The organism is Mucilaginibacter mallensis (assembly GCF_900105165.1).
GTDB classification, from domain to species: Bacteria; Bacteroidota; Bacteroidia; order Sphingobacteriales; family Sphingobacteriaceae; genus Mucilaginibacter; species Mucilaginibacter mallensis.
The window spans coordinates 3,748,811-3,762,851 of the sequence record NZ_LT629740.1 but is presented as its reverse complement, the minus strand read 5'-3'; the positions used below and the strand labels follow the sequence as shown (position 1 = coordinate 3,762,851).

Here is a 14,041-nt window from a genome sequence, read left to right as displayed (position 1 = left end):
ATAAATAAGAAAAGCTATCCCAATTGGATAGCTTTTCTTATGCTTGATTTTCTAAAAATGTCTTATCTGCACTTGCTCAAGCCATCTGCGCTTGAATCATCGCCGGGTTTAATAATAAGGGCTTTTTCAAAATAACCTTTAGCTTCTTCCTTTTTGCCATTCATTAGCAGCGACCACCCCAGCATGTGGTTGCCATCATAATCATAAGGATATAAAGTAGCTACCATTTTAAATAACCTGATGGATGCATCATATTGCTTACGGTTATAATAAATAATACCTGCCCAATAACTGGCTTGCGTATTTTGCGGGTCTATTTTTAAAATAGCCATATATTGTTCAAGCACCTTATCCCAGTTTTGCAAAAAAGACAAAGGCTTTACAAAGCCAAACTTTGCCTCAATAGAGCTGGGTTTAAGCGTAACCGCTTTTTGGTAGTAACTTTTTGATGCGTTATAGTTTTGATTTAAATAATGCAGCCAGCCCAGTCGTATATTTATTTCGTAACTGTTATCAGTATAGTAAGGTGATATATCATTTATGGCGGCAGTATAATTTTTGTTCAATTCATCGGTATAACTGTTATGGAAAGCCTTTTGTAATACTGCGTTGCTTTGGGCATGTACAGTTACAACCAGCAAACACATCGGAACCAGTATTAAACTTCGTTTTAAAATTTCCATACAATACCTACAGTAACTGAGTTTTGATCATATTTTAAAGACTGGTATGCATCAGACTTCCTTTCGTAAAAATAGTTTAATTGCAATTGCACATTATTATTTAACTGATAGTAGGCCGCTTCGCCACATTTAAATGTAGTGTTATCAATGCCATTATAAACATACAATCCATCCGCATCTAAATAATCATCCAGGTTACCCAATGCAACAGAAGATTCGAGCCAGGTGTTTTTAATTAGTTTAAAACCTATCGTTTGGTCAAAAATAAAATTTCTGTCCGAATTTAATTCTTTAACCGATGCCCTGCTAATAGTATATAAGTTAAAATTACCAAAAGGATAATAAGTTAATTTAGCATTATATTGCTCCAAAGGCTCAGCATCAAGCCTGCCAAAATTAACATCGGCTTGCGCATCAATATACGTGCCGGTATATTTTAAACCTATTAAACCCAGATTGCTGTTGTATGTAATGTTATCAAATTTGGTGTTAAGATAATGATAAGAACCAATAATTGCCATATTTTGGTTTACGGCAAAACTCAGTTTAGCATAATATTCCTTTTGCTGATCGGCAAGATGTAACGTTGTGGTGGTGGTTCGGCGCCTGTCGGTAACATCATACAGTTTAAAAATACCCTGGTCAAAATACGCCGCAGACTGCTCCAATTGTAATCGCCAGCCGATACGGTTACCAATACCAACGCGTGAATAAAATGCATTATTACGGTTAATATCATCATTTTGCTTGATGCCGGTTTCAGCATTTATATCAGTGAATATTGGTGTATTAATGCCATCCTTGTGCAGGGTTTCCTTATCCAGATAGGATAAATTATAAGTGGCGTGCAGATCGTCAGCAAGGTATTTATTGCAGTAATATGCGTAATAACGTGCGGTTATGTTATAGGGGTCTTTGGCTAAAACTTTATTGTATTGTTTTAAAGCATGTTTATAATCACCGGTTATAAAGTTAGCATAGGCAACCCTAAGCCGCAGGCCGGTAAAATCCACCCCGGTGGCTATGGATTGATTGCCGTAGGCGATGAGTTGTTTCCAGTTGCCTGCATTGTATAAATCAGTTGAGACACTATCCGCCACTTGCAAAGCACTTAGCTGCGCTTTGGCCGAATGTATCATCGCCATAAAAAACAAGAGAATTAAGTACTTTCTTTTATCCATTCAGCCTTAGTATCGCGTCCGTTTATTTGAATATCAAAATCATGTATGCTGTTATCGACTATATTTATGGTAGCCGTCATAGTTTGCTTTTGCCTGCCAAATATCTGTTTAAATTGTACAGCTTTTATAGCCAATCCTGTTTTTTGCGGCAAATAACGGCTGCTATAATTAATACTGATAAACCGATAGAACGGTGCCACCAGGTCTTGTAGCCAAAGCTGTAATTTATTGGCTGATAGCTGCACAGGCAATGTGTCATGAACTATTACATCCTCATCGCTGCTGAAGATAATTTTATAGGCCGACAGATAGAAATAGTAGAGCAACGAATTTTTATCGCCATAAAAGCTGGTGAAATAAAATAGGGTACCGTTATTTATAAAATAAGCGATGGCTCCGGTTTCTTTACAATAAAAATAGGTTTGATTAAATTCATCCGTAAAGGCTTCGATAGATTCTTTAGCTGTTGCTAAAGTAATGGTAGCCGTATATCCCGGTGGAAAATCAAATGCTCTTTTTATGGAAGTGTTAATGTTTACCGGGTTTAAAATATCCTCTTTTGCAGGAATTTCAAAGCTGTTAAACTTGTTTTTATTTGCTTCCCGGCTGATGTAACCGGCAAATGGATAGGCCAGGGTTTTAGCATCAATATAAGAAGTAGTTTGCACCTGGAAATGCAAATGCGGCTCGGGCGAGCGGCCGGAGTTACCGCAAAGCCCTATCTGGTCGCCTTGTTTTACTACATCGCCGGGCTTAACAGTTATTGACTTTTTTTTAAGGTGCGATACCTTGGAATACAACCCATCCAGATGTTTTATTACTACGGTATTGCCCCAATTATCTTTGGTGTTTACCTCGCCAATAATGTTATCCTCTATATGATCTGTAACAGTAGTTACCACACCATCAGCGCAGGCCAAAACAGGCTTGTTAAAGCAATAAAAATGCTCCGGCAAAGTGCCGGGAAGTTTATAGGTGTGCTTTTCTTCGTCCTCAATTACAAAATCCAGGGCCTTGCCCCAATCGCCTTTGTGGGTGATATCGCCATCATAACCTTGCGAAACAGTCCAGCTGCCCATAAAAGGCAAATAGAACCTGAAATATTTAAGATCATTTAACCGGCTTTTTTGGTTGATGAACTGGTATAAATTACGTTCGGGCGAATAGTGCTGTATGGGCACGAGTTGCAGTTTTCCGGGATATCTGCGCAATAAAAGAAAGTAAAGAAACCCGATATTAATAATGCAAAATGGCAATGAAAACACTGGTAGATTATAAATGCTCAGCAATGTAGTGAGCGCGTTTATCAGCACAAACACTATCAATACACACACAATTGCCCACAGATAGGAGCGCAAAGATGGTATAGTAAAAAAGCTGCCGATGGCTACCGACGTAAGCATAAAATTAGCCCCTAAATGGTAATAGCTGATGCCATCGGGATATACATGGGTGATATTATTGAAGTAAAGGGCCGTTATAAAACCAATAATAAGCAGACTGAACGTGATACGGGAGTGAACAAGCAGCCCAACACTGATGAGTATCCCCGTTATTACATTATTTTGAAAAAGGATGGCGCTTAGCGAGCGAAAGAACAGGTTAAGGTAAAAGGGTAATTTTAAATATAGATACTCATGAAAACTACCCAAATTGCCTGTTCCATTATACAACTCACCTAAAATGTAGCTGCTTTTAGGTTCAAGGCCGGTATGGAATACGCTGTTGGCAGCCAGCAAAACAATCCAAAAGCAAAAAATGAACGGTAATGATAAAACCGGCAAACCCGATCTGCCCAGCCTTTCAACCAAAGCAACACTTACTATAGTGGTAAACAAACAGGCCAAAGCCAGCCATACGTAAAAAACTCCATTTACATTGTAAAAGCTGCCGAAGGCTATGCCCAATAACAAACTGTTAAAACTGTAAATACCTGCATTTATGGTTTCTGTCCGGTAGCCGAGTAGATTTGTTACAGCTAATGAGAATACAACACAGCATAAGCCACAAAGCCCTGCCACAGGATTAAAAAAACTTACCAGCAACAAAATAGCCCCAAGCACTTTATTTTGCGAGAAAAACAAAATGGCATAGCTATTTACAACAGCCTTTATAAATAATTGAGTCCTGTTTTTCACTTGGTTATTTTAAATGCCCCGGCACATGCTCGTCACGCTCTATATAATCCAGCGTTTCCTTTGCCTTTATAAGGTGTACCTGTTGCTGCTCATCAATAAGCACCACGGCAGGCCGCAGGGTTATAAACTGCATCCACTGGGTCATATTATAGGCACCCACTTTATGCACTACTACATTATCGCCCGGGTTTAATAGTGGCAGGTTAATACTTTCGCGTATTACATCAATATTCATACACAAAGGGCCGTAAACCACCATGTTTTCTATATTGGGGGTAAATTCCTGCGCCGGACTTATCTGGTGCTCGTACCAAAACGATGTAAATAACACGTTTACACCAAAATCAACAATGGTTGCCCGTTTGCCCTCGCTCAGGCGTTTATTGGCTATAACAGTACCCAACAGGTAACCGGCATCATCAATTAACACCCTGCCGCTTTCCAGTATCAACAGTGGTAATTCATCATGGGCGAAACCTGCTTTTGTTAAGATACCGGTTATTTCCTCTGCAAAATCATCAATAGTTGGCATGGTATCGGTCCCCGGCAAATAAGAGCCCTTTAACGTGTTGGTTGATGGAAAACCACCACCCATATCAAGGTAAGCTATAGTATGTTGTAACTCAGCTTTACAACGCAAAGCCAGGCTGGCCATTTTTGCTGCCGCTATGCCGTATGCGCCTGTAACTTGTACATACGTACCTATATGGCAATGCAGGCCTGCCAGTTGCAATTTGCCCGAATTTATAACTTTTAATATCGCTGCCCATGCATCGCCACTCTCATAATTAAAGCCAAAGCGATCCCAAATAGGGTATATGCCGGTATCCATATTTACCCTGATGCCCACGCGGGGCTTGTTTGGCTTGCCTTCGGCGAGGATGATTAATTGGTTTAATTCTTCCAGATGATCTATATGGATGAGCGAATCGTTTTCAATAGCCAGTAACAGTTCATCTGCTGTTTTACCCGGGCCGTTGAATATGATTTTATTGCCCGGTACGCCATTACCCAAAGCTTTTTGGTATTCAAAGCCTGATACCACCTCGGCCCAGCTGCCTTCCTGGTGAAAGATATTGCAGACTGCGTTCAGGTAATTGGTTTTGTAGCTCCAGGCAAACTGCACTTTTGGGTAGCGTGTGCTGAATGCCCTGTACGCCGCACGGTAATTACGGCGGATCTGCTTTTCTGATAATACGAATAGTGGCGAACCATAAGAGGCGATCAGGCTTTTTACTGATACATTATCGATATATTCAAATGGCTTGCCACCACTGCGACTGCCAAATTTATTCATGACACCAGCAGTGAGTTTTTTTATATATGGCCGTTCGTAAACAAGTTTTTGCATGATGATCTTATCTCTTTATAATTCGCCAAGTGCTGATATTCGTTGAAAATCGGCAATATCAACTACCTGGTCCCATGAATGCCTGATAAATAGTTTGCCTGCCTGGTATTCCTCAAAACGGTTAAGTTTTTCACCTAAAGCCATTTTTACCAATGCAAGTGGCTGGTTTTGCCCCGCTGCTGCCGTAAGGTATATCCAGGCCGGGAACCGGGGATTAATCTCCAATATGAACAGTTTGTCATCCGCATCGCGCATGATCTCCAGTTCATAGCCTCCCCGCCAGTTGGTTGCTTTGGCAAACTTATCCGCCAGCGCTATCAGCGCTGCATCCTCAATGGTTACACCTGCCCAGGCTTTTCCTTTATCAGTAATATACAATTTCCGCATAGGCACAATGCTGTTGTTGTTGCCATCTCCATCGCCTAATGCAGCTATATTTATTTCAGTTCCTTTAATATACTGCTGCGCTATAACCGGGTAACCCCATGTTGCTGCTAATTGGTTAAATGCCTTTATTACCGCCTCTTTGTTGTGAGCGATGTAGGCCTCATAAAATTTCCCTTTCACCACTACCGGGAAACCAAGCTCCTCTGTAGCCTTTTGAACATCATCGGCTGCGTATAACTTATGATCAGTAGGCACATGAAACCCGTTCTTTTGACCGAAGTCATATAAATTAACCTTATCCCTAAGCATCAATTGCTCAATTGATGGCAAAAAGGTACGGATACCTATTTGTTGCAATTGCGGGGCAAGCTTTATAAAATTATGTAGTTCAGCATCAAAATTGGGGATGATGAAATTGAGCTGTTCCTTATCATTTATATAAGTTAAACGTTCGAACAGTGCGGCAGTTCCTTCGGTTGGGTAGGGTATGCTGTAGGTTTTATCAACCATATCATGCATATATATCCCCGGCTCTAGCGATTCATAAGATAAACCTATGATCCTGAGCCCGGCACCCAATCCTTCCTTAAGCGCTCTTATTACTGCTACGCCTGGGCCTGGGTTATCATTGGCATTAAGGCCGGTTACCCCAATACAAAGTCCGGAGTAGTTATTTGCTGTCATAAATTGCGGCTTCCAGCAAATTAGCTTCTTTCAGCTGTACTATCCAATCCTCCCAATCGCGATTAAGCTGCGTTGCGCTAACTTCGTATTTTTGTAATAGGTGTTGTTTTATCTGCGCTTCTGTATCCCCATTCTTCATGGCCAGCAATATTTCCGAGGCCATTGCATTGCCTGAAAATGAATCGCCTGTAGCCGGGTTAAAAATAAACCCGTTCTCACTTGTGGCTATGTTCTTTTTCAGTTTCATTTATTTTGATATATGTATTGCAGGCTATAAATGTAATATTTTTACAATTATTACGAAGCCATTAAGTAATCAATCCTTGATGCCAGTACTTCCATATCCATCGGTTTTAAAAATAAGGCATCACACCTGTATGCTGCCGAACGGATCTTTTTGCTCCTGTAGGTACTCACCACAATTACCGGAATGTTTTCGAGGCCCTTCTCCTCTTTCAGATCATTACAAACTTGTTCGCATTCATTGTTCAGCAACAAATAATCCAGAATGATCAGATCGGGGTGCATAGCTTTGGCCTTATCGCAGATAGCATTCGAATCGTAAACCGTAAGAATATCAAAATCACCGTAATGCATAATTTCATTTACAACTGATAACATCCTGCCACTATTATCTAGTACCAGTATCCGTTTTTGTTTGCTTATTATTTCCATCTTACAATAGTTTAAATGCTTATGTAAAGGTGTTATTATCAGCATTTAAACAAAAGAATGTGTCGCTAAATCAGCATTATCTACCGATGAAACCAAATTGCGCTTAAGGTTCCTTTATTTCGACCATGACTGTATAAAATCGGAATAGTTGTTACCTATAGGTAACTCAATTGTTTTCAGCTTTGCTTTATGGTTATGTATGGATTTTATCTTTTTTATAGCCACTGCATAGCTCCTGTGAATGCGTGCAAATTCCGCTTGCGGCAACTTCTCTAATACACCTTTAAGCGACATAAGTGTTAAAACAGGCTTTTCAATATTGCTCAGGTATATTTTTATATAATCCTGCATGCTTTCAATATATTCTATTTCTTTCAGCTCTATTTTTATCATCCGGTATTCGGAATGCACGTATAATGAACCATCCATCTCGCTTTGCCCAGTCGCTTTGTATTTGGCGTAATCAATAGCCTTATTTACCCCGGCCGAAAAACGTTTAAGGTCTATAGGTTTTAGCAGGTAATCCAGTGCTTCCAGCTCAAAGCCTTCATAGGCAAAGTTTTTATGGGCCGTTGTAAATATTACCATCGGCTTTTCTTTAAGCGAACGCACCAGCTCAATGCCCGTGATGTCGGGCATATCGATATCAATAAAAAGCAGGTCTATCGTATTATTACGTAAGTATTCAGCGGCTGAAATAGCATCCTCAAACGTATGCAGCAGTTTCAACTGTGGAAAATCCGCGATGTGTTTCTTTATCACCTCAAGCGCCAGGGGCTCGTCATCAATGGCTATACATTTCAACTCCATATATGCTGTGTTTTATACTTAACAATCAATTTCAAGGTTTACAGTAAACAGGCTATCCTTGGCGTTAACGTCCAGTTTATGCCTGCCGGGATATATCAGCTCAAGGCGCTGTTTTGTGTTGTTTATACCTATCCCTCTGCGGGTGCTAGGCTTATCTTTATCAAAAATAGTATTTTGGCAAAAGAGCTTTAGTTTATCGCCATCAGCTGTTATCCTAATAGTTATAGCCGAAGTTTTATGATTGCTGATACCATATTTAAATAGATTTTCAATAAAGGTCATTAATACCAGGGGAGCAATTTTTTTATTGCTAAAATCTCCGGTGCTGGTAAAATCGAGCTTGGTTTTGTTACCTAAACGCAGTTTTTGCAGGTCGATATAATCATTTATGCAATCAACCTCGCTTTGCAGCGATACAAAATTCTCAGTCACATCATCCGTAACATAACGCATAATGTTCGACAGCTTCATAATACTCTCAGATGTATGCTCACTGTTAGTAACCGATAGGGCATAAATATTATTCAGCGTGTTAAACAAAAAATGGGGATTGATCTGCGCTTTTAAGAACGATAGCTCCGCGTTAGCTTTTTCAGCTTTAGCTTTAACTACCACCTGCTCAGTTAACTGCCATTTTTGTACGGTGCTTACCGCAACACTTAAACCCATTACCACAATAAATATAAATAAGCCAACCATATCAATATTACCCGATTGGTGTATAAATATGATACGGTTTGATGGTTTAAAACGCGGGTCTTCCATGCGGAGGTCCTGATGGGGCAGGGGGCCAAACGGTAAATTTTTGGGCCCGGTACTGTCGGTAATACCTGTAGCTGATTGATTATCTGCCGCCATGGATGGTGCAGCTGCCTGCTGGGTGTTTAGGTTTTTATTTTTAAGCAGGTTATGGCCAAGCAGGTTATCAAATGGCTGCAAAAAGTAAACACAACCCGAAAGCAGCAATACTATTATGCCATAGTAGAAATACTTTTTCCTGAAAACAAGCCTTGGCACCAGGTACCAGGCGTTCAGGTAAAACATAAAAATATAGGTTAAGCAAAACAGCCAGTAAAATGGCGACAGTAATACAAAATAACTATTGTGCGTATTCTCCTGTGTTTTATTCATGAACAGCAGTGGAAAGCCCAAAAAGATGAGCCAGCCGGTAGCATGAATAAAAAACGTAGTAAGCCTGGAGCGTAGCATATTAATGTATGTTTCTCAAAAATAGCCTTTGCATTATATATTATCGCTGTTAATATCAATCATTTTTCAGGCCGATTTTTGTGATGGGTGCTTTTTAGTAAAACATTAGCATAAATTGAGCACCTGCTATTCACAGGCGCTCAATTATGAAAACTGATCTCAATAATGCCATCATGCTGATCTCAAAATTAATGGCACAATGTAAAGGTGATCAATAATCTGTATACCGGTAACCATCTATCGGCGAATGATACTTATGTATAGATGAAGTAAATTAAATAAGTGTAGATTTATATGCCCAACATGAATTTCCTAAACTTTATTATTTGAATCATACATTTGTATGTTATGAGCATCGCTGAAAAGATCCTATCGCGCAGTCAGAAATTATGGGAAACCTGTATTCCGCATTTATCGGTGGATAACGTGGTATTCGGGTTTAATAATGGTAAATTAAATGTGCTGCTGTTACAAATAATTGGTGATACGCGGTGGGTGTTACCGGGGGGCTATGTTAAAAAAGAGGAGAATGTTAATGATGCTGTTAAGCGTGTTTTAAAGGAACGTGCTAATGTTGATGATGTGTTTTTACACCAGTTCAGCACATTTGGGGATGTTAACCGCTCTGAGCGTTTTTTTGAAGGCTATCCTGATTATCTTTGGCATAAGCAGCGTTTTATATCCACGAGTTATTATGCTTTGGTTGATCATACAAAAGTGGTACCTGTTGCTGATGAATTTTCTGCTGCCTGTGAGTGGAAGCCTGTTGATGCACTGCCTGAACTGGTGATGGATCACCGGGAAATAGTTGATAAAGCATTGCAGGTTTTGCAGGAACAGTTGAGCTATAAACCCATAGGCTACAATTTGCTGCCAGAGGAGTTTACTTTAACTGAGCTTCAAAACCTATACGAATCAATATTAGGTACACAGTTGAACCGCGGTAACTTTTATCGCCGCATTATGAAGTTTGATATATTGATAAAGCTGCCGAAAACAAGAAAAGGAGGGGCGCACAAGTCACCTGACCTGTATAAATTTGATGTAGCTAAATATGAGGCATCATTAAAAAACTTTACCTGGTAAAATCAGCCAATTTCATTTTTTATTTGTGGATTATATCCTGCACGAAAAGCATTGATTGTTGATCTGGGAGTTAGTACCGTTACTTTTTCTAAAACAGGCAACGGCGTACTTTCGTCATAGCCAAAGGGTGTCCAATGATAAATATGGTGTCCTGCCAATAAATAGGGCTCATCTTCAATCAGTATAAATGTACCATCGGGGAGCTCGTTTATAGAGGTTTCAAAAGTTACTTTGTTTCCTTTCCGGTCAATTCTTTCGTTATGTATTATTTCATCTATCTCACGGATGGATGTTTTTTTATTAAAACCGTATTCAGGGTTGCCTTTTATCCAAAGGGATTTAAAACGATTATAATCTTCCCTGCGGCATTCAAAACAAGGCCTGTGCCCAGCTGCAAAAGCGGTTGCCTCATCCAAAAAGAACAATTCAGTGTAAAGGTTAGGTGCCATTACCTGCCTGTGCCGCTCTTTAAATTCAAGCAAACATATAAGCCAGGCTTTAAGTTTAAAAGGCCTCAGTATGTGCTTACCGGCATCATGCAATTGCCCGCGGTTACCCATCCAGGCGCCACGTGCGCTGGTGCTAATAATATTCCCTGTTGGATCTACACGGTTTTGTAACATATGGTGGTTGAAAAATAAGATTTAAACAGTAATGATGATATATAAAAACTGGTATTTTAGCTATGCAATAATTTTATTGAAATTGTTGCATATATTACTTATGATCAACATTTTCTGGTTACAATTGTTGCATATGCAGCAGCGATATTTAGTATTATTTATTGGTGTAATAAGTGGATTTATTTATTAATAAAGAGATAATAGTTTCTAAATTAAAAATACTGTAATTCAGGTGATTTATTACAAGCAGCAGCGAACAAATACAAATTACTATTTTTTCGCTCTTTAAATTCTAATTTAGCGTCATAAACCAAAATATACATAACTATATATAATTTTTAAAACGAAAAACCCTTAATGCGAGAATCTGATAACTTTTTATTGGTCAACATTAAAATTTATAGAATTGCTTTTTTCTTATTTGTATTCTTTCATTTAACAGGTGCGCATGCCCAGGGCTTAATGTTTAATTCAAATGACAGCCTGTTAAACAAGCGCACGTCATATACGGTTTTTAGTACTAATCCGCCTTTGTTTCGGGATAATCTATCCATCAACTTTGATCTTTCGTTGTGGGATAATAAAAACCTGGGCTACATTTTTAACCTTACCAGTAAAAATAACTCCTACAGTTTAAGCTACCTGTACCTTAATGGTACGGGTTATTTATACTTTAATATCGATAGAAAAAGCAACAAGCTAAATATCCCCATACAGACATCGCAGCTGCATAAACGCAAGTGGATAAAGGTAAAAGTTGATTTTAACCTGAAAGATGATAAGGTTGATGTTTATATAGATGATAAGGTATACCATGCCTATCAGTTGGGTTTGGATGATACGGTTTCAGCTAAAATAGTATTCGGTAAAAATCAATATTATGTTGAAGTGCCCGATATGGCTATAAAAAACCTGACGGTTGGCAACGATCAAAAAAGTTTTTCATTCCCATTAAGTGAATCGGCCGGTAATATAGTTCATAGTATTGATGGTGATGAGTTGGGTATAGTTGAAAACCCGGTTTGGCTCATCAATGATTCCTACTACTGGAAACCGGCTTACAAACATTCATTTAAACAGGTGGCAGGCCTCAATTTTACACCTATTGATAACAAGCTATTCATATTTACCCGTGATTCTATCATTTTTTATGACAGCGAGAATGGGAGCACAGTTGCATCGGCATTTAAAAGACCTTCGCCTGTACCGTTATTACTGGGCAAAAGTATTTTTAATACCAGGGAGAATAAGTGTTATATATATGAGGCCTATCACGAACACCCAACTGAACCTAGTGTAGCCTCACTGGATATGAAATCGCTCACTTGGAGTGCGATAGGCAAAGTAGAATTTAAAGGGCAAAGGCATCATCACAATATCTTTTATAGCACCAGCCAGGATAGTATATATCTGTTTGGTGGTTATGGTTCTTACAGGTATTACAATGATTTTTTTAAGTATAACCCCGGTAAAGACCAATGGGAGAAGGTCGCTTTTAAAGGCGATACCATTACCCCTCGTTTCTTCTCAGCGGTAAGTAATGTAAATAAGGCCAATGAAGTGTATTTATTCGGGGGCTATGGCAATGAATCGGGCAACCAGGTAGTGGGCGGCAGGCAATACTATGACCTGTACTGCATAAATCTGCAAAATCACACCATAAAAAAATGTTGGGACATTCACCCTAATAATGATGTTTTTGTGCCTGCAAATAACCTGGTGCTCTCTGATGATGGCAAGTATTTTTACGCCATGTGCTATCCGCACGAAATATTTAAGACCAGCATAAAGCTCTACAAATTCTCTATTAAAGATGGCTCGTACCAGGTAGTAAGTGCCTCGATACCGGTGATATCTGAAAGGATAGAAAGCGATATCAATCTCTTCCTGAATAGTAAGACCAATCAGCTGTTATGTACCATACAGGAGTTTACAGATCCTAATAAATCTACTATAAAAGTATATTCATTGGCATATCCTCCGGTAAGTAATACCGGTTACCAGCAAACCAGCAAATGGCGGGCTAAATCCTTTATTAAATTAAAATATATAGGAGGACTGATTATCATACTGTTCATTGGCGCATTGGTATGGCAGTACACAAGAAGAAAGCAGAACCCGTTTATACCCGTTGGGGCTGAGCCGGAGGGTGAAATGCTGGTTGATGAAAAAACTGAGGAACAAAAAATAAATTCAGTTTACCTGTTTGGCGAGTTTATGGTTATTGATAAAAAGGGCAGGGATATTACTTATCTGTTCAGCCCGAAAATTAAACAGCTGTTTATCCTCATCTTATTAAACAGTAAGGAAAATAATGGTATAATTTCCAAAAAAATATCGCAGTTGTTATGGCCCGATAAAGACATCTCCAAAACAAAGAATATCAAAGGCGTTACATTTAATCACCTGCGAAGCGCTATGGGCGATATTGAAGGTGTTGAACTTACTTTTTTAAATGATATATACTTCTTTAATACTAATGAAACTTTCTTTTGCGATTACTATCAGGTAATAGATGCCCTTAAAAAGACCGGAGCTGAAAAAGATAGATTAATTGCCGATCACTTTGAGCTGATTAACCGTGGATCATTTTTAAGTGATATGACCGATGTTTGGCTGGATGATTTTAAAGTTAATTACGAAGAACAGTTAATGAATGAACTGCTACCTCAATTGCAGAAATCATATGCCGAAGAAAACTATAAAGTAGTATTAGAAATAAGTAAACTGATATTAAATACCGATCCTTTTAATGATACCGCTTTAAAGTATCAATTAAAAAGCTACAGACGGTTAAAAGGAATTGATCACAGCAAAAAGATCTATGACCAGTTTGTAACCGAATATAAAAAATCATTAGGTGTTGATTATCCTATCAGCCTTGATAAGATACTGCACTAACTATTTGTTGCCGATCTGCCAATATGTATGCCTGTAACCACAGGCATTCAATAAACTCAATATTCATTTCACCATATTAAATAGTAATAATGCTATTTATTGATTTATTTAACTGTTGGGAAATATTTTGTCGACTTATGTTAATCCCCCTGCCTGTTATTTGCTGAGATTAATATATTTTTTCACTTATTAACCCATTTATTAACCCATTTTTTAATACTGTGCGGCCTATCATTGTGGTATCAAACCAAGTGAACAACCCTCCGTACCCGGCCGTCCTGGCTCCCGGTAGGTAATCACAATTTTTAACCAA

General features: G+C 38.8%; 12 protein-coding genes. 2 read left to right on the top strand and 10 right to left on the bottom strand.

Annotation, left to right across the window (positions count from 1 at the left end):
* Positions 1-62 precede the first annotated feature (62 nt).
* The 9 genes from BLU33_RS15200 to BLU33_RS15160 all read right to left on the bottom strand — a co-directional run bounded on the left by BLU33_RS15200 (position 63) and on the right by BLU33_RS15160 (position 9,118).
* Positions 63-683 carry a tetratricopeptide repeat protein gene (locus BLU33_RS15200; RefSeq protein WP_091374669.1) on the bottom strand — a complete coding sequence of 207 codons (621 nt, stop codon included), beginning with the start codon at positions 681-683 and terminating at the stop codon, positions 63-65.
* Positions 671-1,864, bottom strand: a complete 1,194-nt coding sequence (locus BLU33_RS15195) for a hypothetical protein (protein WP_091374667.1) — start codon at positions 1,862-1,864, stop codon at positions 671-673. The genes BLU33_RS15200 and BLU33_RS15195 overlap by 13 nt, the downstream gene beginning before the upstream one ends.
* Positions 1,843-4,002 (bottom strand): urea transporter, encoded by a 2,160-nt coding sequence (locus tag BLU33_RS15190; protein ID WP_091374663.1) that lies wholly within the window; start codon positions 4,000-4,002, stop codon positions 1,843-1,845. Before BLU33_RS15190 ends, BLU33_RS15195 begins: the two co-directional genes overlap by 22 nt.
* 4 nt (positions 4,003-4,006) lie before the next feature.
* Positions 4,007-5,353, bottom strand: coding sequence for a type III PLP-dependent enzyme domain-containing protein (locus BLU33_RS15185; protein WP_091374659.1), 1,347 nt, complete (start codon positions 5,351-5,353; stop codon positions 4,007-4,009).
* Between the two features lie 15 nt (positions 5,354-5,368).
* A complete protein-coding gene (locus BLU33_RS15180) occupies positions 5,369-6,424 on the bottom strand; it encodes an ATP-grasp domain-containing protein (RefSeq protein WP_091374656.1) in 1,056 nt (351 codons plus the stop codon).
* Entirely contained in the window at positions 6,411-6,671 is a 261-nt protein-coding gene (locus tag BLU33_RS15175; protein WP_091374653.1) for a PqqD family protein, read from the bottom strand. The genes BLU33_RS15180 and BLU33_RS15175 overlap by 14 nt, the downstream gene beginning before the upstream one ends.
* Positions 6,672-6,721: 50 nt before the next feature.
* A complete protein-coding gene (locus tag BLU33_RS15170; protein WP_157682162.1) occupies positions 6,722-7,099 on the bottom strand; it encodes a response regulator in 378 nt (125 codons plus the stop codon).
* Between the two features lie 114 nt (positions 7,100-7,213).
* A complete protein-coding gene (locus BLU33_RS15165; protein WP_091374647.1) occupies positions 7,214-7,909 on the bottom strand; it encodes a LytR/AlgR family response regulator transcription factor in 696 nt (231 codons plus the stop codon).
* Between the two features lie 18 nt (positions 7,910-7,927).
* Complete coding sequence (locus BLU33_RS15160; RefSeq protein ID WP_091374644.1) at positions 7,928-9,118, bottom strand: sensor histidine kinase; 1,191 nt, start codon at positions 9,116-9,118, stop codon at positions 7,928-7,930.
* 348 nt (positions 9,119-9,466) lie between these two features.
* Between BLU33_RS15160 and BLU33_RS15155 the strand changes: the two genes are divergently transcribed.
* Positions 9,467-10,204: an NUDIX hydrolase gene (locus BLU33_RS15155; protein WP_091374641.1), complete on the top strand. Its 738-nt coding sequence runs from the start codon at positions 9,467-9,469 to the stop codon at positions 10,202-10,204.
* A gap of 2 nt (positions 10,205-10,206) precedes the next feature.
* On the opposite strand, the gene BLU33_RS15150 is transcribed toward BLU33_RS15155, so the two are convergent.
* Positions 10,207-10,827 (bottom strand): hypothetical protein, encoded by a 621-nt coding sequence (locus BLU33_RS15150; protein ID WP_091374638.1) that lies wholly within the window; start codon positions 10,825-10,827, stop codon positions 10,207-10,209.
* A gap of 357 nt (positions 10,828-11,184) precedes the next feature.
* On the opposite strand from BLU33_RS15150, the gene BLU33_RS15145 reads away from it, so the two are divergent.
* Positions 11,185-13,728, top strand: a complete 2,544-nt coding sequence (locus BLU33_RS15145) for a Kelch repeat-containing protein (protein ID WP_091374635.1) — start codon at positions 11,185-11,187, stop codon at positions 13,726-13,728.
* Positions 13,729-14,041: the final 313 nt, after the last annotated feature.

Excerpts from the sequence above, each read along its gene's own strand:
- BLU33_RS15160 (WP_091374644.1), bottom strand. The coding sequence starts at position 9,118 with ATGCTACGCTCCAGGCTTACTACGTTTTTTATTCATGCTACCGGCTGG.
- BLU33_RS15195 (WP_091374667.1), bottom strand. The coding sequence starts at position 1,864 with ATGGATAAAAGAAAGTACTTAATTCTCTTGTTTTTTATGGCGATGATA.
- BLU33_RS15200 (WP_091374669.1), bottom strand. The coding sequence starts at position 683 with ATGGAAATTTTAAAACGAAGTTTAATACTGGTTCCGATGTGTTTGCTG.
- BLU33_RS15180 (WP_091374656.1), bottom strand. The coding sequence starts at position 6,424 with ATGACAGCAAATAACTACTCCGGACTTTGTATTGGGGTAACCGGCCTT.
- BLU33_RS15145 (WP_091374635.1), top strand. The coding sequence starts at position 11,185 with ATGCGAGAATCTGATAACTTTTTATTGGTCAACATTAAAATTTATAGA.
- BLU33_RS15170 (WP_157682162.1), bottom strand. The coding sequence starts at position 7,099 with ATGGAAATAATAAGCAAACAAAAACGGATACTGGTACTAGATAATAGT.
- BLU33_RS15150 (WP_091374638.1), bottom strand. The coding sequence starts at position 10,827 with ATGTTACAAAACCGTGTAGATCCAACAGGGAATATTATTAGCACCAGC.
- BLU33_RS15165 (WP_091374647.1), bottom strand. The coding sequence starts at position 7,909 with ATGGAGTTGAAATGTATAGCCATTGATGACGAGCCCCTGGCGCTTGAG.
- BLU33_RS15155 (WP_091374641.1), top strand. The coding sequence starts at position 9,467 with ATGAGCATCGCTGAAAAGATCCTATCGCGCAGTCAGAAATTATGGGAA.
- BLU33_RS15185 (WP_091374659.1), bottom strand. The coding sequence starts at position 5,353 with ATGCAAAAACTTGTTTACGAACGGCCATATATAAAAAAACTCACTGCT.
- BLU33_RS15175 (WP_091374653.1), bottom strand. The coding sequence starts at position 6,671 with ATGAAACTGAAAAAGAACATAGCCACAAGTGAGAACGGGTTTATTTTT.